This is a genomic window from Curtobacterium sp. AG1037 (assembly GCF_003349855.1).
In the GTDB taxonomy this organism is placed as follows: Bacteria; Actinomycetota; Actinomycetes; order Actinomycetales; family Microbacteriaceae; genus Curtobacterium; species Curtobacterium citreum.
Genome location: NZ_QQAO01000005.1, coordinates 222,305 through 248,653 on the forward strand (window position 1 = coordinate 222,305; position 26,349 = coordinate 248,653).

At 72.1% G+C, this 26,349-nt stretch carries 23 protein-coding genes and 1 pseudogene; 10 read left to right on the top strand and 14 right to left on the bottom strand.

Translation table 11 applies throughout. The features are described from left to right. Positions 1-42 precede the first annotated feature (42 nt). On the top strand, positions 43-1,068 hold the full coding sequence (locus DEU32_RS09630) for an acyltransferase (RefSeq protein WP_114850319.1): 1,026 nt from the start codon (positions 43-45) through the stop codon (positions 1,066-1,068). Positions 1,069-1,128: 60 nt separating this feature from the next. Here DEU32_RS09630 and DEU32_RS09635 read toward each other — a convergent pair whose 3' ends face one another. Continuing rightward, positions 1,129-2,292 carry a hypothetical protein gene (locus DEU32_RS09635; RefSeq protein WP_147281440.1) on the bottom strand — a complete coding sequence of 388 codons (1,164 nt, stop codon included), beginning with the start codon at positions 2,290-2,292 and terminating at the stop codon, positions 1,129-1,131. Between the two features lie 381 nt (positions 2,293-2,673). Between DEU32_RS09635 and DEU32_RS09640 the strand changes: the two genes are divergently transcribed. Then, positions 2,674-3,426: a hypothetical protein gene (locus DEU32_RS09640; protein WP_114850321.1), complete on the top strand. Its 753-nt coding sequence runs from the start codon at positions 2,674-2,676 to the stop codon at positions 3,424-3,426. 128 nt (positions 3,427-3,554) lie between these two features. On the opposite strand, the gene DEU32_RS09645 is transcribed toward DEU32_RS09640, so the two are convergent. Continuing rightward, positions 3,555-4,703 (bottom strand): Vms1/Ankzf1 family peptidyl-tRNA hydrolase, encoded by a 1,149-nt coding sequence (locus tag DEU32_RS09645; RefSeq protein WP_114850322.1) that lies wholly within the window; start codon positions 4,701-4,703, stop codon positions 3,555-3,557. Between the two features lie 253 nt (positions 4,704-4,956). Between DEU32_RS09645 and DEU32_RS09650 the strand changes: the two genes are divergently transcribed. The 4 genes and pseudogenes from DEU32_RS09650 (at position 4,957) to DEU32_RS09665 (ending at position 11,487) form a co-directional block, all read left to right on the top strand. After that, entirely contained in the window at positions 4,957-6,318 is a 1,362-nt protein-coding gene (locus DEU32_RS09650) for an extracellular solute-binding protein (RefSeq protein ID WP_114850323.1), read from the top strand. Further along, positions 6,315-7,232: pseudogene (locus DEU32_RS09655) on the top strand (carbohydrate ABC transporter permease); the annotation flags it as partial. The gene DEU32_RS09650 and the pseudogene DEU32_RS09655, both read left to right, overlap by 4 nt. A 182-nt stretch (positions 7,233-7,414) precedes the next feature. Next, a complete protein-coding gene (locus DEU32_RS09660; protein WP_373286864.1) occupies positions 7,415-8,419 on the top strand; it encodes a carbohydrate ABC transporter permease in 1,005 nt (334 codons plus the stop codon). Positions 8,420-8,442: 23 nt separating this feature from the next. Then, positions 8,443-11,487, top strand: a complete 3,045-nt coding sequence (locus DEU32_RS09665) for a glycoside hydrolase family 2 TIM barrel-domain containing protein (protein WP_114850437.1) — start codon at positions 8,443-8,445, stop codon at positions 11,485-11,487. 233 nt (positions 11,488-11,720) lie between these two features. Here DEU32_RS09665 and DEU32_RS09670 read toward each other — a convergent pair whose 3' ends face one another. Further along, positions 11,721-12,146, bottom strand: coding sequence for a DUF3151 domain-containing protein (locus DEU32_RS09670; protein WP_114850325.1), 426 nt, complete (start codon positions 12,144-12,146; stop codon positions 11,721-11,723). Positions 12,147-12,447: 301 nt separating this feature from the next. Here DEU32_RS09670 and DEU32_RS09675 point away from each other — a divergent pair, with 301 nt between their 5' ends. Then, a complete protein-coding gene (locus DEU32_RS09675) occupies positions 12,448-14,049 on the top strand; it encodes an ABC-F family ATP-binding cassette domain-containing protein (RefSeq protein ID WP_114850326.1) in 1,602 nt (533 codons plus the stop codon). A gap of 61 nt (positions 14,050-14,110) precedes the next feature. Here the strand turns inward: DEU32_RS09675 and DEU32_RS09680 are convergent, their stop codons facing one another. The 10 genes from DEU32_RS09680 to DEU32_RS09725 all read right to left on the bottom strand — a co-directional run bounded on the left by DEU32_RS09680 (position 14,111) and on the right by DEU32_RS09725 (position 23,103). Further along, positions 14,111-14,809: an SDR family oxidoreductase gene (locus DEU32_RS09680; protein ID WP_114850438.1), complete on the bottom strand. Its 699-nt coding sequence runs from the start codon at positions 14,807-14,809 to the stop codon at positions 14,111-14,113. A gap of 67 nt (positions 14,810-14,876) precedes the next feature. Then, positions 14,877-15,935, bottom strand: coding sequence for a YihY/virulence factor BrkB family protein (locus DEU32_RS09685; RefSeq protein WP_258554831.1), 1,059 nt, complete (start codon positions 15,933-15,935; stop codon positions 14,877-14,879). A 4-nt stretch (positions 15,936-15,939) separates the two neighbouring features. Next, positions 15,940-16,461, bottom strand: a complete 522-nt coding sequence (locus DEU32_RS09690) for a hypothetical protein (RefSeq protein ID WP_114850327.1) — start codon at positions 16,459-16,461, stop codon at positions 15,940-15,942. Between the two features lie 142 nt (positions 16,462-16,603). Beyond that, entirely contained in the window at positions 16,604-17,647 is a 1,044-nt protein-coding gene (locus DEU32_RS09695; RefSeq protein WP_114850328.1) for a Gfo/Idh/MocA family protein, read from the bottom strand. A 220-nt stretch (positions 17,648-17,867) separates the two neighbouring features. Beyond that, positions 17,868-18,794 (bottom strand): prenyltransferase, encoded by a 927-nt coding sequence (locus tag DEU32_RS09700; RefSeq protein ID WP_114850329.1) that lies wholly within the window; start codon positions 18,792-18,794, stop codon positions 17,868-17,870. Further along, positions 18,791-19,153, bottom strand: coding sequence for a lycopene cyclase domain-containing protein (locus DEU32_RS09705; protein WP_114850330.1), 363 nt, complete (start codon positions 19,151-19,153; stop codon positions 18,791-18,793). The genes DEU32_RS09700 and DEU32_RS09705 overlap by 4 nt, the downstream gene beginning before the upstream one ends. Then, complete coding sequence (locus DEU32_RS09710) at positions 19,150-19,491, bottom strand: lycopene cyclase domain-containing protein (protein ID WP_114850331.1); 342 nt, start codon at positions 19,489-19,491, stop codon at positions 19,150-19,152. The genes DEU32_RS09705 and DEU32_RS09710 overlap by 4 nt, the downstream gene beginning before the upstream one ends. Then, entirely contained in the window at positions 19,491-21,134 is a 1,644-nt protein-coding gene (gene crtI / locus DEU32_RS09715; protein ID WP_114850332.1) for a phytoene desaturase family protein, read from the bottom strand. Before crtI ends, DEU32_RS09710 begins: the two co-directional genes overlap by 1 nt. Then, complete coding sequence (locus tag DEU32_RS09720) at positions 21,131-22,048, bottom strand: phytoene/squalene synthase family protein (RefSeq protein WP_114850333.1); 918 nt, start codon at positions 22,046-22,048, stop codon at positions 21,131-21,133. The genes crtI and DEU32_RS09720 overlap by 4 nt, the downstream gene beginning before the upstream one ends. After that, positions 22,045-23,103 (bottom strand): polyprenyl synthetase family protein, encoded by a 1,059-nt coding sequence (locus DEU32_RS09725; protein ID WP_114850334.1) that lies wholly within the window; start codon positions 23,101-23,103, stop codon positions 22,045-22,047. Before DEU32_RS09725 ends, DEU32_RS09720 begins: the two co-directional genes overlap by 4 nt. Before the next feature lie 21 nt (positions 23,104-23,124). On the opposite strand from DEU32_RS09725, the gene idi reads away from it, so the two are divergent. After that, positions 23,125-23,667 (top strand): isopentenyl-diphosphate Delta-isomerase, encoded by a 543-nt coding sequence (gene idi, locus DEU32_RS09730; protein ID WP_114850335.1) that lies wholly within the window; start codon positions 23,125-23,127, stop codon positions 23,665-23,667. Positions 23,668-23,778: 111 nt separating this feature from the next. On the opposite strand, the gene DEU32_RS09735 is transcribed toward idi, so the two are convergent. Then, positions 23,779-24,174 carry a hypothetical protein gene (locus tag DEU32_RS09735; RefSeq protein ID WP_114850336.1) on the bottom strand — a complete coding sequence of 132 codons (396 nt, stop codon included), beginning with the start codon at positions 24,172-24,174 and terminating at the stop codon, positions 23,779-23,781. Positions 24,175-24,354: 180 nt separating this feature from the next. Here DEU32_RS09735 and DEU32_RS09740 point away from each other — a divergent pair, with 180 nt between their 5' ends. Together DEU32_RS09740 and DEU32_RS09745 are read left to right on the top strand one after the other, a co-directional pair. After that, complete coding sequence (locus DEU32_RS09740; RefSeq protein ID WP_114850337.1) at positions 24,355-24,945, top strand: glycerol-3-phosphate responsive antiterminator; 591 nt, start codon at positions 24,355-24,357, stop codon at positions 24,943-24,945. Between the two features lie 289 nt (positions 24,946-25,234). Beyond that, entirely contained in the window at positions 25,235-26,284 is a 1,050-nt protein-coding gene (locus DEU32_RS09745) for a magnesium and cobalt transport protein CorA (RefSeq protein WP_114850440.1), read from the top strand. The last annotated feature ends 65 nt before the right edge of the window (positions 26,285-26,349 follow it).

The following is a 26,349-nucleotide window of genomic DNA, read 5'->3' on the forward strand; positions in this document are numbered from 1 at the left end:
ATTCACACCGATCTGACATCCTACATATGTAACATCAGCAGCATGCGCGTTGGATGGTTGGACACGGCGAAGGGCCTGGCGATCGCCGGGATCGTGCTGATCCACGCGACGTCCTGGAGCCCCTCGCCCTCGCCCGAGGCGACCTGGCTCCTGCAGCGCTTCCTCGCTTCCCTCCCCGTGTTCTTCCTCGTCTCCGGGATCGTTTCCGGTCGCTCCCTCACCGATCCGGCCGCGACGGTCCGGACACTGGCGGCCCGAGTGCTCCCGCTCTGCTACCTCTACACGCTGTGGCAGCCCGTGGTCCTCGGGTACCGCGTCCTCCGCGACGTGACGGCGGGGACGTCGGTCGACCTCGTCGGTGAACTCCTCCGCGTGGCCGCATCACCGATCCGTCCGAACGGAGAGATCTGGTACCTGTGGGCACTCGCGCTGCACCTCGTCGTCATCTGGGCCACCAGACGCCTCCCGACCGCCGCGGTCCTCATCCCGACCTTCGTGATGTGCGCGGCTCTGATCGGCTGGGGCCGCACCGCACTCGGTGACGACACGTGGCACGTCCTCGGACCCGGACTGCAGGGGCTGCCGCTCTACCTGTTCTTCACGGTCGTGGGCGCCCGGGCGGCGTCCCCGATCGTCGCCCGTGTCGAACGCACCGGGCCGACCACATCCGTGTGCGCGCTGGTCCTCTGGGCCGTCCTCGGCGAGCTGCACGCACGCCTCGGCGGCGTGGCCCAGCCCGCGGTGGGGGTCGTCCAGACGATGGTCGGTACCGTCGCCGTCCTGCTCGCCGCCAGGACCGCGACACGGTACGCATGGGCGACGCCGATCAGTGCACTCGGTCGCTGGTCCGTGGTGCCCTACCTGACGCACACGGCGATCATCGCCGTGACCCTCGCCGCGGCGCTGTGGTCCGGGGCGATGCCGCTGCTCGTCGCACACCCGACCCTCACTGTCGCGGGCCTGACGATCCTGGGGACGACCTTCGGTCTCGTCGCGTTCGTGCCGCTCCGGAACACGCCGGTCGCGTTCGCCTTCCGCCTGCCGAGCAGACGCCGCGTGCAGGCCTGAACGCGGGCGACGGCAGGGTCCAGCACACCGGCCGCGGACGATCCGTCGGGGAGCGAGCGGTCAGCAGCGCCGCGCCAGCTCGTCGAGCACCGTCGCGAGCGACCGGCCGAGGGATGCGCCCGGGACCGCTCCCCCCGGAGCGCGCCGCACCCGAGTACGGACGGCGTCGGCGACGGCGGCCCCGAGAGCCGCCGGGTCCGCGTCGACAGCAGCGAGCGCCGGGTGCAGCCCGGACCGCAGGCCGCCGAGTTCGTTCGTCACCACGGCGGCCCCTGAACGCGCCGCGTCGAGCGGCGGATGGCTCGGGTGCGGGCTCTGCTGCAGGGAGAGCACCACGTCCGCAGTCCCCAGGAGGTCGAACCACCCGTCCCAACTCAGGGTGCCGACCGAGTGGAGGAGGTGCCCGTCACCGAGATCGACGTCCGCGTGCGGCTCACCCGCCGAGAGGAACTCGAGGTCGACACGGTCGCCCGCGAGTTCGCGCGCCGCGACCCGGAGCGCGGCCACCCCGAGCGGGAACATGTTCCGCGGCTTGCCGGGCCTACCGTAGAACAGGACTCGGGTGACGCCTCCGGGGTCTCGCGCGCCGCGCACAGCATCGGCGCGGTCGATCCCGGCACGATCGAGCTCCGGTGCGAACACGAACCGGGGATCGACCTCGATCCCCTCGTGGCGCTCGAGCGCCTCGGCGACCGGGGTCGTGTTGACACAGTGCACGAAGCCTGCGCGGTAGGTCGCCGAGGCCACCGCGGACGCGGTGGACCACGGCAGGAAGCCGGGCTCGTGGTCCTGCACCAGGTAGACCACTCGGTCGCGGTGGAGCACACCGGCCCGCGCCGCGACGTCCAGCGCGTGCGCCGTGCGCCAGTAGGTCGCGATCCAGACCGTGTCGGCGGCGAACGTCGCGTCGCCCAGGTCCTCGCGTCGGACGACCCGCACCGCCGGAAGCCCGGACGGGACGACCGACGCGAAGCGCTGTGCGAGGAACCGCTCGGTCGTCCGGGTCGATGCTCGGCGTGGAGAGGTGCCCGTCGTCACGATCCGGAGCGTCCGGCCGGTCCGAGCGGCGAGGCCGGCCGCCACGGCGAGCGCCGTCCGCACACCCGCGAACGCCGCGCCGGGGCCGATCTCCTCGAGCACGAGGACGACCTGCCGCCCGGGGCCGTCCGCGGAGATGCCAGCGAGGACGAGACTGCGGTCGGTCAGTCCGTCGTACGCGTGCACCGACGCCGGTGCACGCCGACGCTCTCCCGCCCGGAGCGCTCGTGTCCTGGTGCGGTCGTCGGCGCGGCGGAGCACGGTCGTACCGGCGGCACAGGCTCGCGCTGCGACCGAGCTGATCCCTCTGACTGTTCGACGCATCTGACCAATATATCGCATGTGACAAAAATCGACCGAGATGGATCGAGTCGGGCGGGGTAGCCCAGGGCGGGCGGGATGCACAGGGTGGGCGGAATGCGCAGGGCGGGCGGGATGCGCAGGGCGGGCCGTGCCGCGTCACCCTCAAGCGATGAACCAGATTCACATATTGCATACAGGATGTCTTCGACCGATCACGCCAGGATTCGTCCGGCTCCGACCAGAGCCCCAGACGAAAGAGGTTCCATGCGAAAGCACATCAAGACCACCGGCGCGACGCTCCTGACCGCAGCGGTCGCAGCCGGTTGCCTGCTCACCGGAGCCGGCCCCGCGTCGGCGCTCACCCTGGACGGTCCGCACGCGGCGAGCGCGCAATCGCCGGCGCCCACGGTCAAGGACCTGGTCGCCGTCCGCGACGCCAGCACGGGCGACACGACGGTGACCGGCATCGGTCGCGCTGACTCGGCCGTCCTGATCCGGTGGGCGAGTGGCGCCAACTTCATCGCGATGACCGGCTCTGACGGGTCGTTCTCCGACACCCGCAAGGCCGGGCTGCCCATCGACGCCACGGTCTCCGTTCGGTCGACGGTCTCGGAGTCGTGGCAGCCGGTCGCCGTCGTCGAGGGCGAACCGACGTCGCCGGTGGTCGCCGAGCCGAACCCCGGCCAGACCGATCCCGGTTTCACCGCACCCGTGGTCGCGCAGCCGGGTCAGGGCGCGGTGGACCCGGGCTTCACCGCCCCGGGCGCACCGCAGGCTCCGACCGTGCGCGACGCTCGAGCGGTCTACGACGCCCGGACCGACACCACCACCGTGACCGGGACGACGGTGGCCGACTCGTCGGCGTCGATCCGCTGGCCGGGGTGGATCGGCAGCATCGTCCGGACCGCTCAGGACGGGACGTTCTCGGACAGCCGCAAGGGGAAGTTCACCACGATCAGCGTCAGGGCGCCGTTCGGTGGCGCCTGGCAGACCGTCCCGGTCACCCAGCACCGGTGACGACCACGCCCTGAGGGCTTCCAGCCCCGGACACGCGACGGGTTCCGTCCGGGCAGGCACCACCTGCCCGGACGGAACCCGTTCGTCGGTGGACCGACCACCGTGCGGTGGCGGCGTACCGGCGCGGCTCAGGCCGGCACGGACGGCCCGACCGGCCAGCGGAGGAGCGCCGCCGCCGGTGCCCCACCCGGCAGGGAAGCCGCGTTCACCAGCACGAGCTCGGCTTCGGTGAGCACGGCCGCCCGGACGAGCGCACACACCGCCGGCACGGGACCGATCACGGGCGCCCCGGCCGCCCGATCCGGCGTGGTCGCGATCCAGGGTGCCGCCCCGAGTGCGAGCAGCGTCCGGTCACCGATCGCCACGGCGTCGAGGGCGACGGTCGCACCCTGTGCCTGCTGCAGGGCCTCGACGACGGGCCCGAGTCCGGTGACGGCCTGGTCGTCCCCGCGCCCGACGTGGGTCCGGACCAGGTCCTCCAGGTCGTGCCGGTGCGTGGCGAGCACCCGGGCCAGGGCGACGCGGGTGTGGCCACCCAGGACGGTCTCGTCGAAGCCGCCCCCGGGCACCTCGCTGACGATCCCCCGGGCCTTCGAGGACAGCTTCTCCAGGAGCATCGGCCGGGTCTGCGAGTCGCCGGCCACGACGACGAGCGCCGGGTCGAGTCGGGTGACGGCCCTGTCGACGGCCGCAGCGACCTCGGCCGTGTTCTGCCGCCAGACCTCTTCCGTGCGACGCTGCCAGCGCGGCTGCTTCCAATCACCGAAGCCGCCCTTGACCTTGTGCTGGTCGAAGGTCTCGCCGCTGATGCGCTCCTCGTCGTCGGCCGTGGCGGGGTGGCCGAGCCGGAACGCGCGGTAGCCGCCGCCGTCCTTGCCGACCTGCACGACCAGGAACGGCAGGTCGATCGGACGGTGGGCGACGAGGGGCACGAGGTCGGGCACGGCCCCGACGCCGATCGCCTCGGCACCGTGCAGGTGGCCGGGGAGCACCTCGCTGAGCACGAGCTCGCCGTCGTGGACGAGCACGTACCGGGCGACCGGGGACGGCATCCCCGGCTCCTGCTCGAACTCGCCGGCGATCGTGTCGACGACCTCGGCGCTCGCGCCCTGGGCGCGGAGGGACCCCTCGACGGCGCGGAGCTTCAGCGCGGCCTGCCGTCGCGGGTCCTCGACGTTGCCGGACACGTCGGCGTAGGCCCACGCCCACGTGCCCCCGCCCTCGAGCCGCTCCCCCAGGACCCTGCGCAGCTCACTCGTCGCGTTCGTCGTCGTCATGACAGCTCCTCTCGGCGGTGCGCCGGGGCGTCACGAACCCCGACGTGTCGTGTGCGCCCCACGATCCCCCCGGTGGCCCGGACGCGTCCACGGCTCGGAGCCGACACCCAGCCGCCCCGGCCGCGGTGCACCATCGGGTCAGGTGACGAGCAGCCGTGAAGAACCGTGAACGGCTTCGTGGAAACACAGCAGCGCTCAGTTTCGTGCTCTACTTGCAGCGGACCCGATCCGCCGACGAACCGGAGACCAGGCAATGACGCCATCACCATCTGGACGACAGCTGTCGAGACGAAACCTGCTGAGCCTCGGGCTCGGGACAGCCGCGGCGGGCCTGCTCGCCGGCTGCGCGGTCCCGGGCTCGACGAACGTGAACAAGGCGGCGGTGATCCCCGCGGCCGGCGGTGACACCGTGCAGATCACGTACTGGGCGTGGTTGAAGGACCTGCAGAAGGTCTGCGACGTCTGGAACGCGAAGAACCCCCGCATCCAGGTCACCGCGAACTGGATCCCGGGCGGCAACAGCGGCGGGTACCAGAAGATGTACTCCGCGCTCGCGGCCGGCGGCGGTCCGGACATCGGGCAGGTCGAGCTCCGGCAGATCCCCGAGTTCATGCTCGCGAACGGCCTGGTCGACCTCGCACGCTACGGCGCCGAGCAGTACCAGTCGAAGTACGACGAGGCCGCATGGGCCCAGGTCGAGTTCGTCGACGGCGTCTACGGCATCCCGCAGGACACCGGCCCGATGGGCTTCTACTACCAGACCGCGATCCTGGAGCAGGCCGGCGGCGAACCCCCGGCGACGTGGGACGAGTGGAAGGTGCTCGCCGACAAGGTCCGGAAGACCGGCAAGCAGAACTACCTCGAGGTCTTCCCGGTCGCCGACGCCTCGCCGTTCGCGGCGTACGCGCAGCAGGCCGGCGCCCGCTGGTTCACGACCGACGGCGACGAGTGGGTGGTCGACATGACCGACGACGCCACGCTGCGGGTCGCGGAGTTCTTCGACGGCTGCATCGACGACGGACTCGTCGACACGTCCGCCGGCGCCTACTCCCCCGGCTGGTACGCAGCGTGCGCGAACGGCCGGATCGCTGCGGTCACGAGCGCGAGCTGGGGCGACGCCCTCATCGAGTCCATCCAGGGCGGCGAGGGCAAGTGGAAGGTCGCGCCGATGCAGAAGTGGGACGCGTCCGGCTTCGGCTCGAGCGCGATCGGCGGCTCGAGCGCCGCGGTCCTCGCCAACGCGAAGCACCCGGCCGAGGCGCTCGAGTTCATCACGTGGATGACCACCTCGAAGGAGGGCATCGACGCGATGATCAAGTACTGCGGCATCGGGTGGTCGCCCGCCCGCGACTACATCGGGGCGCAGCGTGAGCAGCCGAGCGAGTGGTTCTCCGGGCAGAACTACAACGAGGAGGTCTTCGTCCCCGCGGCGAAGGAGCAGAACATCGAGTGGTCGTGGTCGCCCGTGACCCAGTCGGCGTTCACCAGCCTGCAGAACCAGTTCCGTCGCAAGCTCACCGGCGGCCTCAAGCTGACCGACGCCGTCGAGCTCGCCCAGCGGGAGATCGTCCAGTCCTTCAAGGACAAGGGCCTGAGCGTGAGGACCGCCCGATGACCGCCACCCAGCCGGGAACCGGCTACCGCACGAGCACGAAGGCCACGAGCGCGCAGAAGCGTGCCCCGTGGATCCTGCTCGCCCCGTTCCTCGCCCTGTTCCTGCTGACGTTCATCATCCCGATCATCAGCGCCCTCTTCCAGAGCTTCACGACCGTCGACCGCGAGGGCCTGTTCGGCGAGGACGGCGTCACCGGCCGCTTCGCCGGCTTCGACAACTACGCGATCGCACTGCAGGACTCCGGGTTCGTCGCGTCGATCGGCCGCATGCTCCTGTTCGGCATCGTGCAGGTGCCGATCATGATCATCGCGTGCACGATCCTCGCGCTGCTCCTGGAGTCGGCGAGCGCCCGCTGGCCCGCGTTCTTCCGCGCGGTCTACTTCATGCCGTACGGCGTCCCCGGCGTCATCGCGACGATCCTGTGGTCGTTCCTGTACGTCCCGGGCCTGTCGCCGATCGTCGACCTGCTGCAGTCCGTCGGGCTGCAGCCGGACTTCCTCGGTGCGAACAGCGTGCTGTGGTCGATCGCGAACATCGTCACGTGGACGTACACCGGCTACAACATGCTCATCATCGTGGCGCAGCTGAAGTCGATCCCCGGCGAGGTCTACGAGGCCGCGAAGATGGACGGCGCGGGACCCTTCCAGGTCGCCTGGCGGATCCAGGTCCCGCTGATCGCCCCGGCGCTCGTCCTGACGACGGTCTTCTCGATCATCGGCACGCTGCAGCTCTTCGCGGAGCCGCAGATCCTGTCCACGGTCGCCCCGGCGATCGACACGGAGTACACGCCGAACTACGCCGCCTACACGAACGCGTTCGCGTTCAACGAGTACGGCGTCGCGAGCGCGCAGGCCGTGATCATCGCGTTGGCCGCGTTCGTCCTGTCGTTCGCGTTCCTGGCGCTGACGAACCGTCCGCCGAAGCACGAGCGCGACCAGCGGAAGCGGGCGAAGCGGGACGGCCTGGAGGCACGGCGTGCGCTCCAGACGCGTGTCACCACCGGCGACGGGTCGCGCACCGCGACCGGCGTCGCGAACCGCAGCACGACCACCGGAGCCGCCACGGGCCTCCCGGCTGACCGCAAGGGGGCGGAAGCATGACCAGTGAACGCATTGACGGACCGCAGTCGCAGGCTCCTGCGGCGCTGGCGTCGCGGCGCCGCTGGCGCGTCGCCCTGAGCTCCAGCGCGCCCGTGACCGACCGAGCCGCCGAGCCGGTCGACACCACGTCGATCACGGCGCACCAGCGTCGCAAGCTGGACCGGACCGGGAAGTCGCAGATCGTCGTGACGGGGATCCTCGTCGTCGTCGCGGTCTACTTCCTGGTGCCGCTGTACTGGGTCGTCATCGCGGCGACCAAGACGACGGGCGCGCTGTTCGCGACGAACGGGTTCTGGTTCGGCGGCGAGTTCGCCCTGTTCAGCAACATCCAGCAGGTGTTCTCGTACGACGGCGGGATCTTCGTCCGCTGGATCGCGAACAGCGTCCTGTACTCGGGCGTGGGTGCGGTCCTCGCGACGTACTTCGCGGCCGCGGGTGGGTACGCGCTCGCGAAGTACGAGTTCCGCGGCCGACAGCTCGTGTTCGGCACGATCCTCGGCGGCGTGCTCGTCCCGGGCACCGCGACCGCGCTGCCGCTGTTCCTGCTGTTCTCGACGATGGGCCTGACCGACACGTACTGGAGCGTGCTCATCCCGAGCCTCGTCTCGCCGTTCGGCCTGTTCCTGTGCCGGGTGTACGCGGCGGCGTCGGTGGACACGGCGCTCCTCGAGCAGGCGCGCATCGACGGGGCCGGGGAGCTGCGGATCTTCCACACGATCGTGCTGCGCCAGATGACGCCGGCGCTCGTGACGGTGTTCCTGTTCCAGGTCGTCGGCATCTGGAACAACTTCTTCCTGCCGCTCATCATGCTGGCGGACCAGAAGCTGTACCCGATCACGCTCGGGCTCAACAACTGGCGTGCGCAGGTCGATCGTCTGCCAGAGTTCTACCAGCTCACCACCGGCGGGGTGCTCGTCTCGGTCATCCCGCTCGTGATCGCGATCATCGTCCTGCAGCGCTTCTGGCGCGGGGGCCTCACGGAAGGATCGGTCAAGGGTTGACCAACGCTGTTCACTCGTCCTCCATCACCACCAGCACCACGCCCGATGCGCTCGACGCACTCGACGCGCTCGCCTCGACGGCACCGGGCTCGGACACCCGGCTCGCGCCGCGGGCCTGGTTGCACACCGACGCCCCCTCCCTGTCGCTCGACGGGGACTGGGACTTCCGGTGGTCGCCGGTCGCGGACGTCCCGCTCCCGGGGGTGGAGGACGGGTGGGGCAGCCTGCCCGTCCCGTCGCACTGGGTCCTGCACGGGCACGGTGCGCCGAGCTACACGAACCTGCAGTACCCGTTCCCGATCGACCCGCCGCACCCGCCGGAGGAGAACCCCACCGGCGACCACCGACGCACGTTCTCGCTGCCGTCGTCGTTCGACGCGGCGGCCCGCGTGCTGCTCCGGTTCGACGGCGTCGAGTCGCACTTCCGGGTGTGGCTGAACGGCGAACTCGTCGGATGGTCGACCGGGTCGCGACTGGCGACCGAGTTCGACGTGACCCCGCTGCTCCGCGCGGGTGACAACGAGCTGCTCGTCCGCGTGCACCAGTGGAGCGCCGGCTCGTACCTCGAGGACCAGGACCAGTGGTGGCTGCCCGGGATCTTCCGTTCCGTCACGCTGCTCGCCCGCCCGACCGCGCCCGTCGACGACGTGTTCGTCCGAGTCGGCTGGACCGCCACGCTCGGCGACGCCGCGACCGCGGGCACCGCCGCCTCGGGACGCCCGTCGACCGGGACGGGGACCATCACGTTCCCGACGCTCGACGCCGCGTTCCCCGTCCGGTTCACGGTGCCGTCGCTCGACGTGGACGTCACCTGGGGCACCCCGGAGGACGTCGCACCGATCACGGTCGAGGGTGTCGAGCCGTGGAGCGCCGAGCTCCCCCGGCTGTACGACGCGACGGTGTCCACCGGGACGGCCGCCGGCGGACGTGCTGGCGGTGAGACGGTCGCGCTCCGGCTGGGCTTCCGCACCGTGCAGATCGTCGGCGACCGCTTCCTGGTGAACGGCGAGCGCGTGGTCTTCCACGGTGTGAACCGGCACGAGACCCACCCGGTGCGCGGGCGGGTCTTCGACGAGGAGCACGCCCGCGCCGACATGGCGCTGATGAAGCGGAACAACGTCAACGCGATCCGCACCTCGCACTACCCGCCGCACCCCCGCGTGCTCGACCTGGCCGACGAGCTCGGGTTCTGGGTCGTGCTGGAGTGCGACCTCGAGACGCACGGCTTCCTGTTCACCGACTGGGTCGGGAACCCCTCGGACGACCCGGCCTGGCGCGACGCGTTCCTGGACCGCATCGCCCGGACGGTCGAACGCGACAAGAACCACGCGTCGATCGTGATGTGGTCCCTCGGCAACGAGTCCGGCACCGGACGGAACCTCGCCGCGATGTCGCAGTGGGTGCACGACCGCGACGACGAGCGGCCCGTGCACTACGAGGGCGACTACACGGGTGAGTACACCGACGTCTACTCGCGGATGTACCCGACGCTGCAGGAGACCGAGTCGATCGGCGGAGGGACCCCGACGCCGCTCATGGAGTGCGGTCCGGCCGAGGCGGCACGGCAGCGCTCGAAGCCGTTCCTGCACTGCGAGTACGTACACGCGATGGGGAACGGCCCCGGGCAGATCGCCGAGTACGAGGCCCTGGTCGACCGCTTCCCCCGGCTGCACGGCGGCTTCGTGTGGGAGTGGCGGGACCACGGGCTGCTCGCCCGGACCGCCGACGGCACGGACTACTACGCGTACGGCGGCGACTTCGGCGAGGTCGTGCACGACGGCAACTTCGTGATGGACGGTCTCGTGCTGCCCGACGACAGCCCCACCCCGGGACTGGCGGAGTTCGCCGCCGTGGTCGCCCCGATCCGGTTCTCGCTCGGCGAGCGGACCGTGCTGGTCGAGAACCGGTACCACTCGGCCTCGACCGCGGGACTGCGGTTCTGCTGGACGTTGAGCCGGAACGGTGTCGTCGAGGCCTCCGGACGCTTCGCCCCCGGCGTCGTCGCCGCGCGGGAGTCCGCCACGGTGCCGGTGCCGGACGAGGTGCTCGCCGCCGCGACGGCCGCACCGGCCGCGGGCGAGGAGCTGTGGTTCGACGTCACCGCAGAGCTGGCGGGCCCGACCGCGTGGGCGGACACCGGCCACGTCGTGGCACGCGCCCAGCGGCTCGTCGCGAGCCGACCGACGGACGTGCCACGGGCCTCCAGGACGGGGTGGGAGGGCGACCGTCTCGGCGAGGGGACGTTCAGCGCCCGAGGCGACCTGGTGTCCTGGAAGGGGCACGAGGTGGCGGGGCCACGCCTGGAGCTGTGGCGCGCACCGACCGACAACGACAGCCTGTCGTCGCAGGGCGGGTACGAGACGGCCGACCCGGTGCTCACCGCGGGCGTCGGTGACCCGGACGCCCCGGCTTCGGCAGAGCGCTGGCGGGACCGCGGGCTCGACCGGCTGACGCACCGGCTCGTCGCGGTGACCCGGACCGACCACGGGCTGGAGCAGCGCGTGCGCGTGGCGGCGGCGAACAGCGGATGGGGCGTCGACGTGACACACCGCTGGACCCTGACCGACGCGGGACTGCTGCTGCAGACGGACGCGGTGCCCTTCGGCGCCTGGGACGTCACGTGGCCCCGGATCGGCGTCCGGTTCGACCTGCCCGCCGGACTGCTCGACGGGTCCGCCGACTGGTTCGGGACGGGGCCGCTGGAGTCCTACGCGGACTCGTCGCACGCAGCACGCGTCGGACGGTTCAGCGCTCCGGTGCACTCGCTCGGTGTCGAGTACTCGATGCCGCAGGAGACGGGGCACCGGCCGGAGCTGCGTGCACTGTCGGTGGGTCCGTTCACGGTGACGACGGTGGGGGCGCACCGGGCGGGCTTCACGCTGTCGCCGTGGACCGCGCAGCAGATCGGGAAGGCGATGCACCCGTACGAGCTGCCGACGCCGGACCACACGTACCTGTACCTCGACGCGGCGCAGCACGGGCTGGGGTCGCGGGCGTGCGGGCTCGACGTGCTGCCGGAGCACCAGCTGTGGCCGCAGGCGTTCTCGTGGAGCGTGGTGCTCGGGTAGGGCGCCGGGCCGCCGATGGCGGCACCTGCGTGGTGCGGTGCACCTGCGTGGTGCGGTGCACCTGCGTGGTGCGGTGCACCTGCGTGGTGCGGTGCACCTGCGTGGTGCGGTGCACCTGCGCACAAGGGAAAGCACTCCGTGCCACGCGATTGCGTGGTGCGGAGTGCTTTCCGTTGTGCGGGACGCGACGCGGGCCTCCAGCGGCGCGCAGCGTCCCGGCGCGAAGCCCGGCGCTACTGGCCCGCGGTGAGCGCGCGGAGCGCCTCCGGGTCGCTCTGGTCGAGGAAGTCCGTCAGCCGCTCGGGCTCGCCGGGCTCCTCGATCGCCTCGGCCGCGCGCCGCAGGGCGAACAGCGCCCGGAGCACCCCGCGGTTCGGCTCGTGCGACCACGGCACGGGTCCGGCGCCACGCCAGCCCGCCTTCCGCAGGGCGTCGAGGCCGCGGTGGTACCCGACGCGGGCGTAGGCGTAGGACTCCAGGGTCGCGCCGCGCTCCCAGGCCTCGTCGGCGAGGAGCGCCCACGCCAGGCTCGAGGACGGGTGCGACACGACGACGCTCGACACGGGGGCGTCGGCGGCGAGCGCGGCGGTCACCTCCGGCTCCTCGGGCAGCAGGGTCGCGGGGTTCGCGGTCGGGTTCGGCAGCAGGTTCTCCGGCATGCGTCCAGCCTGTCACCTCTTGCCTGTCATCTCTTGCCTGGGGCCGGGTCCAGCCGTACGGTGGGTGACACCTCGTCGTCACCGCGGGGCTGCCGGGGCGGGAGACCGACCGGCGGCACGGGTGGCGGACACGGGGGTCCCCGACGGAAGAGCCGCCTTGCAGTCGATCACCGGTACCGCGCAGTCCTCGCGCTGACACCGTGATCGTCGCGCCCCGTCGGGCGTGTCCGCGCCGTCGACCCCTCCGGGTCGCCGCGGGTCCGGTGTCGTGCGCCCAGCTCACGATCCGGGAGGCACCCCCATGCCCGCAACACCCTCCGTCGTCCTGCACGACGTCACCTTCACCTGGCCCGACGGCACCGTCGCGCTCGACCACCTGTTCACCGCCTTCGGGTCCGGCCGCACCGGCCTGGTCGGGAGGAACGGGGCCGGCAAGTCCACGCTGGTCCGGCTCGTCACGGGGCAGCTCAACCCCACGTCGGGCACCGTCCGCACGTCGGGTTCCGTGGACCTGCTGCCGCAGCGGCTCGCCACGCGCCCCGAGGACACGGTCGCGGACCTGCTCGGCATCCGCCCGGCGCTGACGGCACTCCGCGCGATCCTCGACGGGGACGCGGCCCCGGAGCACTTCGAGGCCGTCGGGGACGACTGGGACCTCGAGGAGCGAGCCGCCGCCGCCCTCGACGGGATCGGGCTGGGCGCGATCGGTCTCGCCGGGATCCGGACGGGTGCCGCCGTCCTGGACCGGCCGGTCGCGACGCTGTCCGGCGGGCAGGCCGTGCTGGCCGCGGTCGCCGGCATCCGGCTGCGCGGCCGACCGGTGGCGTTCCTCGACGAGCCGACGAACAACCTCGACCGGCGTGCCCGCGGCCTGCTGCTCGACCTGGTCGACGACTGGCGCGGGACCCTCGTGGTCGTCAGCCACGACCGCGAGCTCCTGGAGCACGTCGACGAGACCGTCGAGCTGCGGCAGGGCTCGGCGACCGTGTACGGCGGGACGTACGCGCAGTACGAGGCGCACGTCGCCGTGCAGCAGGCGGCTGTCGAGCGCGAGGTCCGGGTCGCCGAGCAGCGGCACCGCGCCGAACAGCGACAGCGCATCGAGGCCGAGACGAAGATCGCCCGCCGCGCCCGTTCGGGCCGGAAGGCCGCCGAGGGCATGCCGAAGATCTTCGCGAACGAGATGCGGAAGCGCGGCGAGCAGACCGCGGGGAAGCTCCGCACCGGGTACGCCGAGGACGAGGCCGCGGCCCTGTCCGCGAAGCACGAGGCCGAGTCCCGCCTGCGCGACGACGAGTCCCTGCACGTGACCCTGCCCGACCCGGACGTCCCGGCGTCGCGGCGCATCGCGACCGTGACGGTGCGGGGCCGGGAGACGATCGTGCAGGGGCCCGAGCGGGTCGCCGTGGTCGGGGACAACGGGGTCGGCAAGAGCACGCTCCTCGACCAGCTCGTCGGGGTGCCGGACGCGCGGGAGCACCCGCTGCCGGAGACCTCGGCCGTCCCGCACGTCGACCGGGTGGCGTACCTGCCGCAGCGGAAGGACACGCTCGACGACACCGCTTCGGTGCTCGACAACGTCCGGCGGGACGCCCCGCACGTCCCGGTCGCCGAGGTCCGGAACCGCCTGGCCCGGTTCCTGGTCCGCGGCGACACCGTCGACCGCCCGGCCGGGGCCCTGTCCGGCGGGGAGCGCTTCCGGGTGGCGCTCGCCGCGCTCGTGCTCGCGGACCCGCCGCCGCAGGTGCTCGTGCTCGACGAGCCGACGAACGACCTCGACCTGACGAGCGTCGACCAGCTCGTGGACGCCCTGCGGGCCTACCGAGGCGCCCTCGTGGTGGTGAGCCACGACGAGACGTTCCTGGAGCGGCTCGACCTGACGACGAGGATCGAGCTGCGGTAGGCCGCGGCGAGCGCGGGACGACCGCCCCGGGGCCGCGGCCGGTGCGGCCTGCCCGGGCTGGTCAGCGCCGCCGGGTCGGCCGGATCGCGAGCGACTCGATCGTCCCGCGCACCGGCAGGTCGACCACGGTGCGGACCGCGGCGGCGACGTCCTCCGGGGCGAGGTAGTACGCGGTGTCGTAGTCCTCGCCGAGCTTCTCGGTCAGCGCCCGCTGCATGTCGGAGTCCGTGCGACCGGGGTGCACGCTCGACACCCGGACGCCGTTCGCCCGTTCCTCTTCACGCAGGGCGTCGGCGAACGCACGCAGGGCGAACTTCGACGCCGCGTACACGCCCCCGCCCGGTCCGGCGACGAACCCGGAGCCGCTGTTCACCGGCACGACGATGCCCCGCGCCGCCCGGAGTGCCGGGAGCGCCGCCCGCGTCAGCTCGGCGACCGCGAAGACGTTCGTGGCGAACACGGACTCCCACACGTCGCGCGGGGTGTCCGCGATCCGGGTGCCCTGCTCGACCCCGGCGGAGTGCACGAGCACGTCGAGCCGGTCGGGCAGCGGGGGTAGGTCACCGGCGCCGAGGTCCCCGACGAACGGCGCCGCGCTCGGCAGCTCCGCGACCAGGGCGTCGACCGCGGCGGCCGTGCGTCCACCGACGAGGACGCGGTGCGTCCGCCCGAGGTCGAGCGCGATCGCGCGGCCGATCCCCCGGGTCGCGCCCGTGACGAGGGCGACGGGACGGGTGGCGGCAGGTGCGGTGTCGGTCATGCCCACCACCCTACGGACGGTGCGCGGCGGACCCGCACCGTGCCTCCAGGCCGTGGACCGGACGCGGTCAGTCCTTGGTGCGTCCCGCGCTCTCCCGGATCCGGATGCCCTCGAGCACGTCCTTCGCGTGCTGCTCGTCCTGCTTCTCGATCTGCCGGGTGTCCCGCTCCGGGAGCTGGATGTCCTCCTCCGCCCGGATGCCCGCCTGCAGCTGCCGGCCGCGCTCGAGCTCGGCGTCGAACTCCGCACCGAACAGCAGCGCGTTGTTCGTGATCCAGATCCACAGCAGGAAGACGATCACGCCTCCGAGGGATCCGTACGTGGCGTTGTAGTTCGAGAAGTTGCCGACGTAGAAGCCGAACCCGACGCTCGCCACGATCCAGATCGTGATCGCGAGCAAGGCTCCGCCGCTGACCCACTTGAACTTCGACTGCCGGATGTTCGGCGCCCAGTAGTACAGGACCGCGACGATCACGATCATGATCGCGAGCAGGATCGGCCACTGCACGATGGAGACGACGAGCGCGGCCGCGTCACCGAGGCCGACGACGTCTCCGAACGTGCGCGCGAGCGGCCCGGAGACGAGCACGAGCAGGCCGACGACGAGCAGCACGACGGTGAAGACCGTGACGCCGAGCATGGTCGGGCGGAGCTTCCAGATCGGGCGGCCCTCGCGGACGTTGTAGATCCGGTTCATCGCGCGGCCGAACGCCCCGACGAACCCGGACGCCGACCAGAGCGCGCCGAGCACACCGACGATGAACGTGATCGGGGCCGCGGGCGAACGGACGAGCCCCTCGATCGGGCTCTGCAGCAGGTCGGCGACCTGTCCGCCGCCGACGTTCCGCACGACGTCGAGCAGGGTCTCGATCGTGTCCTTCGGGTTCGACACCAGGCCGAGGATCGACACGATGGCCAGCAGGCCCGGGAAGAGCGCGAGCACCGTGTAGTAGGTCAGGCTCGCGGCGAGGTCCGTGCACTGGTCGCTCGAGAACTCCCGGAGGGTCTTCTTGAGCGTGTAGGTGAAGGACGGCTTCGTGAGGTCCGCCGGGCTGTCCGGCTTCCGGGGGTCGTCCGGCGCGGGCTTGTGCTGCAGGTCGTCCAGGTCGTGCTGCTTGCGCGCCATCGGCTCAGCCCTTCGTCTTCGCGAGGGCCTTCGCCGCCGCCTTCGACCGCTTCGCGGCCTGCTTCCGGTTCGCCGTCGCCCGACGCTGCACGGCCGAGATGCCGGCCCGCTGCTTCACGCGGTTCCGGTGCACCGGGTCGCGTTCGAGCGAATCCTCGGCCGCCTTCCGACGGGCCTTCCGCCCCTTGCGTCCGCCCTTCGCCTGGTCCGGGTCCGGCTCGCCGCGGGCGCCGAACGGCAGCAGGGCGGTGAACGCCGTCGACGCCGGCGGTCGGTCGAGGTGCCCGGCGTCGGTCCGGCCGATGCGCGCCCCGAGGACGATCGCCGCGATGCCGGTGACGGCCGTGATGCCCATCGCCACGAGCGGGGTGGGGTCGCGGTGCCAGCGCTGGCGCGCCTTCGCGACGGCGAGCCGGGTGCGCGCAGGCACGTCCGAGCGCCGCCGGATCTCGGCGACGCTGTCGGTGAGCCGCTCACGCGTGCGTACGTTCGCGAGCTCCAGCTCGGGGAGACTGTCCTTGGCCATGCATCGTGCCTACCAGTGCGGGACCGGCGTGGTCTCAGCGGAGCCGCCCGGCGCAGCCGGACAGCGGACGGGAGGCACGTGGCGGGCCCGCCACGTGCCTCCCGTCCGGTGCGGCGCGCGCTGCTGCGCCGAGCGGCGCGGGTCAGTCCGGGAGGACGACGTCCTCGGGGACGCCGGAGACCGCCGAGCGCCCCGCCGCCTCCATGACCGCGAGGCTCCGTAGGTTGTCGCGGCCGCTCGTCTCGGGAGCCGGACCGCCCTCGACCGACCGGGCGAAGGCCTGCAGCCCGCCCTGCCGGTCGGCGTGCTGCATCGAGGGCAGCTCGACGGGTTCTGCCGCCGCGTCCTGGTCCTTCCGGAGCGTGACGCGGTCACCGGCGACCTCGCTCGGCGAGCCGTCGCGGCTCGTGAACCAGAGCTCGCCGTCCTCGCCCTGGATGCTCCACTCGCCGGCCCAGGCGGTGCGCGGCGCCCGGCTCAGCCAGCTGCCGCGGTAGCTCACGACGAGGCCGCCCTCGAGCTCGATGACCATCGAGGTGATCGCCTCGTCCTGGTACTTGCTGTACGACGGGTACGAGGCGCGGGCGTACACCCGGACGGCCTCGCGACCGGTGACCATCCGGAGCAGGTCGAAGTGGTGGATCGCCATGTCGTTGATCATCGGGTGCGGGAACCGGTAGTGCGGGTAGGTCTCGACGGGCTCGTCGTTGTCCCACTGCCGGAAGTCGATGTCGATCGCCGAGAGCTCCCCGACGGCGTCCGCCTCGAGCAGCTCCTGCACGACGCGGGGCGCCGGGTACCAGCGGTAGTTCTGGCTGACCTGCAGCACGAGGCCGAGCTCCTCGGCCCGGCGGACGGCCTGCAGCGCCTCGTCCGTGGAGTTCGCGAACGGCTTCTCGACGAGCACGTGCTTACCGGCCTCGAGCGCCTCGAGCGCGAGCGGCACGTGGGTGACGGCCGGAGCGGTGATGACGACGGCGTCGGCCTCGACCGCGGCGAGGGCCTCGGTGAGGGACGCGAACGCGCTGCTCTCCGGCATGCCGAGGTCGGTGCGGACGGCCTCGAGCGTGGCCGCACTCGGGTCGACGAGCCCGACCACCTCCACTTCGGTGACCTGCGGGATGGCGGTGCGGGCCCAGTTGCCGCCCCACCCTCCGAGACCGACGTGGATGATGCGGACCGTCATGCGTGCACTCCTTCGTGACCGGCGCCCCACGACTCCCGCGGCGCGTGCGTCCAGTCTGTCAGGGGCTGCGGCGGGGGCGCGCAGGCGGGCGGGATCGTCTGCGTCTCGTCGGTGGAGCAGAAGACGTCGGGTGTCCGCGGGCCGACTCGACGTCTGCTGCTCCATCGACGGTCGGAACGACGGACCGCCCGGCGGCGGAACGGCGGGCGGGCCGGTCCGGTCAGTGCGTGAACGCGTAGGCGATGAGCGCCATCGTGACGATGAAACCGGCGAGGTAGTTGATCCAGAGGAACCGCTTCCACCCCGCGTTCGCCGACTCGGCCCCGGCGTCCGTGACGTTCCACCACGGCAGGACGTTGAGCGCGTACGGCACGACGACGATCGCCGCGATCGGCCCCGGGAAGTCCGAGAACAGCAGCGCGACGCCCGCGACGAGGTACGCCACGAACGCCAGGCGCACAGTCGCCCGCGCGCCGATCACCGTCGCCACGGAGCCGATCCCGCCCGCCCGGTCCGCGAGCACGTCCTGCACCGCTCCGAACGCGTGCGAGGCCACGCCCCACAGGAAGAACGCCACGCACACCGCGACGAGCTGCCCGGTCCACACGGGCCCCGCGAGCGCCAGGCCGTAGACCGCCGGCGACACGAAGTGCGTCGACGACGTGAGCGAGTCGAGGAACGGCTTCTCCTTGAAGCGCAGTCCCGGCGCCGAGTACGCGATCACCGCGAACACGCTGATGGCGAGCACCAGCCACGACCACGGGCCGTTGCCGGACAGCGCCCCGAGCACGACGAGCGCCACGAGGAACGGGACGTTCGTCACGACCACGGCCCAGAGCGTCGTGCGGTGCACGCTCTTGTCGAGCAGGGCGCCCTCGACGCCGCCCTTCCGCGGGTTCCGCAGGTCGGACTCGTAGTCGAAGACGTCGTTGATCCCGTACATCGCCAGGTTGTAGGGCACGAGGAAGTACACGACGCCGACGAGGAACGCGACGAGCGAGAACCCGCCGCCGCCCTCGACGCCGACCCCGCTGCCGAGCAGGTAGGCCGCCCCGAACGGGTAGGCGGTGTTCACCCAGCTGATCGGCCGCGACGACACGAACAGCGCGCGCAGGGTCGACGGCCTGGAGGCAGTGGTGGCGTTCACGGGGTCTCCTCCGGTACGGGGGTGGAGCGGTCGAACAGGACCCACAGGCTGGGCAGCAGCACGACGGCCGCGATCGAGTACGCCAGGTCCTCGACCGGGATCACACCGATCTTCAGCCCGCTGATCAGCGATGCGTCGTACGCGACGACGCCCGTGCCGACGATCACGTTGTCGAACACGATCGTCATGACGAGCAGGGCGATGCCCGCGACGACCGAGGTGGCGACAGCGACCCGGCGGGAACCCCGAGCGGCGGCACCGCCGCGTCCCCGACGCCGCGCGACGACCCCCGCCACGACCGCGACGACGGCGACCACGGCGAAGAACGGCAGCGCGAGGAGCGCGTAGGTGGCGTTCACGACCGTGACCGTCCCGCGGCCGATGCCCGGCGTTCGAGCACGGGTCGGACGAACCCGACCAGGTCCATCGTCGTCCAGCAGAGCAGCACCAGGAAGAAGAGCTCCTCGAGCGGGACGTCCGGTGCGAGCAGGATGCCCGTCAGCAGGTCCTGCGGACCGATGAAGAAGATGCCGAGGGCGACCCCGGCGACGTCCCACACCATGAAGAACACGAGGCCGACGGCCATCACGGTCGCCGCCCGCCACGGTGCCCGCCAGAAGAACAGGCGGTAGCGGGCGTCGAGCACCGCGACGCCGGTGATCGACACGAGCAGTCCGGCGAGGTACAGCCCCGGCATCAGCCAGCGGTCCGCGACGAACCCACGGGCGAGGGCAGCGGGGTCGGCAGCGGTTCGGTGCTCGTGTCGCCGTGGATGCGCTTGAGCAGGACCTCGGCGCTGATCAGGCACATCGGCAACCCGATGCCCGGGGTCGTCGAGGCGCCCGCGTAGTAGAGCCCCTGGACCCTGCCCGAGACGTTCTTCTCGCGGAAGAACGCGCTCTGCGCCAGCGTGTGCGCCGGCCCGAGCATCGAGCCGCTCCAGGCGTTGTAGTCGTCGGCGAAGTCCTGCGGGCCGATCGTCCGGCGCACCCGGATCCGGTCCCGCAGGTCGGGGACACCGGCGCGCTCGGCGATGACGTCGATCGCCCGGTCGGCGATCCGCTCGACCTCGGCGTCGCCGGCACCGTCGATGCCGCCCTTGCCGATGGACAGGTCGGCCGGCAGCGGTACGAGGACGAACAGGTTGCTCGTGCCCTCGGGCGCGACGGAGTCGTCGGTGAGCGAGGGCGCGCACACGTAGATCGACGCGGGGTCCGGCACGTGCCGGTCCTTGCCGAAGATCGCGCCGAAGTTCGCCTGCCAGTCCTCGGTGAACACGAGGGTGTGGTGCAGCAGCCCGGGGACGGGGCCGTCGACGCCGAGGTACGCGAGCACGGCGCTCGGACCCGGATCGCGCTTCCGCCAGTGCGCCTCGGGGTAGGTGCGGTGCTCGGGGCCCAGCAGGTGCAGCTCGGTGTGGTGCAGGTCCGACGCGCTCACGACGAGGTCGGCCGGCAGGGTGTGCCGGGCACCGGTCGCGTCGCGGTGGACGACACCCGTGACGTGGCCGTCCTCGACGAGGATCTGCTCGACCGGCGACTCGGTGGCGATGGTGACGCCCTCGCGCCGGGCCACGCGCTCGACGGCGGCGATGACCTCGGTGATGCCGCCCTTCGGGTAGAGCACTCCGTCGGCCAGGTCGAGGTGGCTCATCAGGTGGTACATGCTCGGCGCCGCGTACGGGCTCGTGCCGAGGAACACCGCCGGGTAGCCGAGGACCTGCCACAGCCGGCGGTCCCGGACGGCCTTCGACGCGAAGGTCGACAGCGGCTGGAGCAGCAGGCGCGCGAGCTTCGGCAGACGACGGAGCACGTCGGGCGCCGCGAGCTTCGTGAGGTCCTCGAAGGTCGTGTACAGGAACCGGCGGACGGCCATCGCGTACGTGTCGGCCGCCGAGTCGAGGTACTTCCGCATGCGGTCGCCGGCACCGGGCTCGATCGACTCGAAGAGCGCGATGTTGGCCTCTCTGTCGGCGAGCAGGTCGATCGGTTCGTCGTGCCCCTCGGAGTACACGCGGTAGCCCGGGTCGAGCTTGATCAGCTCCATCTCGGCGTCCGCGGAGGTACCGAGCAGCTGGAAGAAGTGGTCGAACACCTCGGGCATGAGGTACCACGACGGCCCGGTGTCGAACCGGAAGCCGTCGCGCTCCCACGAACCGGCGCGGCCACCGAGCTGGTCGCGCTGCTCGAGCACCGTGACGGCGTAGCCCTCCCGCGCGAGCAGTGCGGCGGACGCGAGTCCGCTGATGCCACCGCCGACGACGACGACACGACGGGCGGGCACCGTGCGTCCCGGGGTGGTCGGGACCGCCTTCTGACCGGAGGCGCGTGGCGGGGTCACCGCGAGCCTCCCGTCCGATGGTGCGCGGCCCGGGACGCGAGCGGCGCGCGACCGGCGAGCACCTGCGCGGCGAGCCGGGCCTTGACCGGGTTCGGGACGCGCACCCGGCTGGTGACCAGCCGGTCCGCCGGGGTCGCCGCGATGCGGTCGTTGAGCTCCTGGAACAGCGCGTGCGCGAGTCCGACGGCCTTGCGCGCGTCGGCGGGGAGCAGCGGCACCGTCAGCGCGGCACGGTCGAGGTCGGCCTGCACGTCGGCGACCAGGCGGCGTTTCGTCGTCTCGTCGAACGAGCGGATGTCGACGCCCGGGAAGTACGAGCGGCCGAGGACCTCGAAGTCGGCGTGCAGGTCGCGGAGGAAGTTGACCTTCTGGAACGCGGCGCCCAGGGCCCGCGCGCCGTCCACGAGCACGGTGTCGTCGAACGTCGGCCGGCCCGCGCGGTGCACGAAGGCACGCAGGCACATGAGCCCGACGACCTCGGCGGAGCCGTACACGTAGCGGTCGAAGGACTCCTGGTCGTGCTCGGTCTGCTCGAGGTCCATGCGCATCGACGCGAAGAACGGCTTCGTGAGCTCCGGGCCGAACCCGGTGACGCGGGCGGTGCGGGCGAAGGCGTGCACGACGGGGTTCACCGAGAAGCCGAGCGCCATCGCCCGCTCGGTGTCCGCCTCGAGCTCGTCGAGGACCGTGCGGGCGAGGTCGTGGTCGAGCCCGGCCTCGGTCGCGGGACCGTCGACGACCTCGTCGGCGACGCGGACCAGGGCGTAGACGTTCCGGATGTGCTCGCGGGTGTCCTTCGTGAGCAGCCGGCTGGCGAGTCCGAAGGACGTCGAGTAGCGCTCGATGACCACCCCGGACGCAGCCTCGGCCGTCGCGTCGTACAGGGGCAGACGCGGGGGTGCGGTCTGGGTCACCGCACGCGCTCCAGCAGTTCGGTCACGAGGCCCTCCAGTCGGTCGGCGAGGTCGTACGGCAGCGCCGCGAGCTCGGCTCGGGCGAGTGCGGCGTGCTCGGCGATCCGGGACTCGGCAGCCGAGCGGGCGCCGCAGGTCTCCAGGGTCGCACGGAGTTCGGCGGCACGCTCCTCGGTCAGGTCGGGGTCGCCGAGGTACGGCGCGATGTCGTCCCAGCAGTCCGTGGTGGCCGCGTAGGCGACGAGCATGGTGCGCTTGCCCTCGCGGAGGTCGCCGAGGACGGACTTGCCGGTCGCGGCCTCGTCGCCGTACACCCCGAGCAGGTCGTCCACGATCTGGTAGGCGATCCCGATCTCGCGGCCGAAGGCCCCGAGCGCCTCGACCACGAACTCCGGAGCGCCGGCCAGGACCGCGCCGGACTGCAGCGGCGCCTCGAACGAGTAGACGCTCGTCTTCGCCCGTTCCATCGCGAGGACCTCGTCCACCGAGGGCATCACGCCGTGCGCCAGGTCGACGTCGGTCATCTCGCCGGCCGCGCTCGCGAAGACCGCGTCGTCGAGGATCTCGAGCAGCCGGGAGCGTCGCTCGCCGGTGACGCCCGAGGCCTCGATGAACCGGGCCGCGGCGACCAGCGCCAGGTCACCGGCGATGACGGCCGCGCTCACGCCACGGTGCTCGGCGGTCGGCAGTGCGAGGCCGCCCGTCGTGCCGGTGTCGCGGAACGACCCGGCGACGTTCGGCTCACCGCGGCGGGACCAGTCGCGATCGATGACGTCGTCGTGCACGACCAGGGCGGTGTGCAGGAGCTCGTAGGCGGCGGCGACGTTCGCGGCCGCGTGGTGGTCGGTGCCGCCGAGGAAGCCGTAGGCGGTGAGGACCATGCGGGGACGGAAGCGCTTGCCGCCCATGCTCGCCTTGCGGAGCACCCGCCAGAGTTCCTCCGACGGGCGGCCGAAGCGACGGGCCCGGGCCGAGGACACGGCGAAGAAGCGTTCGATGCAGTCGTCGACCAACCCCAGGTCGATCTGCGCCACGGTGGCCGCTTCCTCGCTCATTGGCCTAACCTATCGGGGCAGATGAACACTTTCCCGGAAACCGTCGTCCTGCTGGCCGAGGACCGTACCCCGGTCGGCACGGCGGACAAGTTCGCGGTGCACACGACCGACACTCCCCTCCACCTGGCGTTCTCGTGCCACGTGCGGAACACCGACGGCGACGTCCTCGTCACCCGTCGTGCGCTCACGAAGAAGACCTGGCCCGGGGTGTGGACCAACACGTTCTGCGGCCACCCCGGCCCGGACGAGGCGTTCGAGGACGGCGTCGCCCGCCGAGCGTCGCGCGAGCTGGGCATCACCGTCCGCGACGTCGAGCTCGTGCTGCCCGACTTCCGGTACCGCGCGGTGGACGCCTCGGGCATCGTCGAGAACGAGGTCTGCCCGGTGTTCCGCGCCGTGACCGACGACGTCCCGGCGCCCGCGGACGACGAGGTCGCCGAGTGGGCATGGGTCTCCGAGGACGCGCTCCGGGAGTCCGTCGCCGGAGCACCCTTCGCGTGGAGCCCGTGGCTCGGCTGGCAGTTGACGGAGCTCGAGCGACAGGGGCTGCGCGTCACGCGCTGACCCGGCGCGCGCCCGGCACCCCCTGTGCCCGGAGCCCGGCGCCCGCAGCGGGACAGCGCCCGCAGCGGAACGGCGCGCTGCGACCTGCAGCGCGCCGTTCCGACCGGATCGCTACGCCCAGGCGACGGACACGCACTTCGCGATGGTCCCGGTGGTGAAGCCCGCTGCGGCGGCCAGGCACCGCGTACACAGCACGGCGGTGGCGCACGCGGCGCCGCACGCGAGGCCGAGGACCGCGATCACCGCCCAACTCACCCCGATGCTGTTGAGACAGGTGTTCAGCCGGTTCCAGTCGAGCCCTCGCGTCCCGGTCGGCGAAGCGGACGCACCCTGCTCTCTCCGGTGCAGTTCAACGTTCTGCACGAGCGCACCGTCCTGCCACTGCGCGAAGTGCACCGACGTGATCGACGTCATCGCCGCGACCATCTCCGTGACGCTCGTCTGCCCGGCGGACGTCGTGAACGCGACCTTCGTCATCTCCGGCACGTCCGTCCCGACGAGCGGCACGGAGACGACCGTCGCCGAACCGAACCGAACCGGAACGCCTGCGCTGCTGCACAGTCCGCCGAGAGCGCGGACCGCGGCACAGAGGCCCGGGTCCGGGTCCGGGTCCGGGACGATGCCAGCAACGGGCTGCTGCGACCTGCTCCCCGAAGACGTCGAGGAGCATGTGCGCACAATGGGCGCATGACGACCGCCCACACGCCGACGAGCGCCGCGGTGCTGTTCGACCTGCTCGCCGACGACCCGGTGGTCGCGAGTGTCAAGGACCCGGGCTCGCTCGACGCCGTGCTCGCGTCGGACCGCGGCGTCGTCTTCCTGCTCTACGGCAGCGTGCTCGACGTCGCCGACACCGTCGAGCGCTGCAAGGCCACCGGCAAGACCGTGCTCGTCGACGTGGACCTGCTCGACGGGTTCGCCGCCAGGGAGGTCGTGGTCACCTGGCTCGCGGCGAACACCCGCGCCGACGGGGTGCTGTCGACGAAGGCGAACCTGGTGCGGGCGGCGAAGCGGGCCGGGCTGGTCGCCGTGCACCGGTTCTTCCTCGTCGACTCGTTCTCGTACCACCAGCTCGCCCGGGTCGTGGCGCAGTCGCAGCCGGACGCGGTGGAGATCCTGCCGGGGTGCGTGCCCCGCGTGCTCACCTGGTTGCGCGACGACGTCGACGTGCCGATCGTCGCCGGCGGTCTCGTGTGCGACAAGGCCGACGTGGTCGCGGCCCTCGGTGCCGGTGCCGTCGCGGTCGCCTCGTCGAACCGGGACGTCTGGGGCATGTGACCACCCCGCGCTGGTGGTCCCGCCCGGACCGGGGTAGCGTTGCCCCTCGGTCACGACGGGTGGCCTCGGTCCGTCCAGCACGGACGGACCAGCACGACGAACCGGAAGGGCAGGTGAGGCGCGATGTCGGGTGACCATCCTCGATCGGGCCGGACGACCGCCGCGGTCGTCGCCCTGCCCGTTCGCTGACGTACGCCCCCTCTCCCCCGGGACGCCCGGGCGCGTGCACACCCGTCCCGGCCCGCCCGGGTCTCGCGCCGGCCTGCTCCCGACACTCGAGGAGCACGACATGGCACTCATCGACAACGCCGTCTACGTCGCTGGACGTCGCGTCGGCAGTCCGTCGACCCTGTCGCCCGACACCCGGGGCGACCTCGCCTGGATCGGACTGCTCCGTCCGGACGATGCCGAGCTCGCCGCCGTCGCGAGTGAGTTCGACCTGCACGAGAACGCCGTCGAGGACGCCCGGAAGGGCCACCAGCGCGCCAAGCTCGAGCGGTACGGCGACACGCTCTTCCTGGTGCTCCGACCGGCCTGGCACCGCACCGACACGAACGAGGTCGAGTTCGGGGAGGTGCATCTGTTCGTCGGCGACCGCTTCGTGATCAGCGTCCGGCATGCGGCGAAGCCCGACCTGGCGGCCCTGCGCTGCCGCGTCGAGGCCGACCCGGAGTTCCTGGCGAAGGGCTCCGAGGCCGTCACCGCGGCGGTGCTCGACGAGGTCGTCGACGGCTACGCGCCGGTCGTCGAGGTCCTGCAGGACCAGGTCGACGCCATCGAGGACCAGCTGTTCGCCGGCCAGGTCGACCCGGGTGTCTCGAAGCGGATCTACCAGCTGCTCAGCGAGGTCCTCGCCTTCCAGCGCGCCACGACCCCGGTGCCCGCGATGGTCCAGGGGCTCCTGCGCGGCGCGGACAAGTACGGCGTCGACGACGAGGTGCAGCACCGCCTGCGGAACGTGCTCGACCACGCGCTGCGCGTCACGGAGCGCGTGGACTCGTTCCGGGCCCTCCTCGAGAACGCACTGACGCTGCACGCGACCCTCGTCAGCCAGGAGCAGAACGAGGCCATGCGCCGGATGACGAGCGCGAGCCTGGCGCAGGGCGAGGAGAGCCGGCAGCTCGCCCGCGCCGCGCACAAGCAGGGCGAGGAGGTCAAGAAGATCTCGTCGTGGGCGGCCATCCTGTTCGCCCCCGGGCTGATCGCCGGCGTCTACGGCATGAACTTCGACCACATGCCCGAGCTGCACTGGCGCTACGGCTACCCCGCCGCCATCGTCGCGATGCTCGCGCTCGCCGGCATCCTGTGGGTGGTGTTCCGGAAGCGGAACTGGCTCTGACCCGCTCGCGGGTGGCGGGCGGGAGGATCGTGGCGGGCCCGCCACGATCCTCCCGCCCGCCGTCC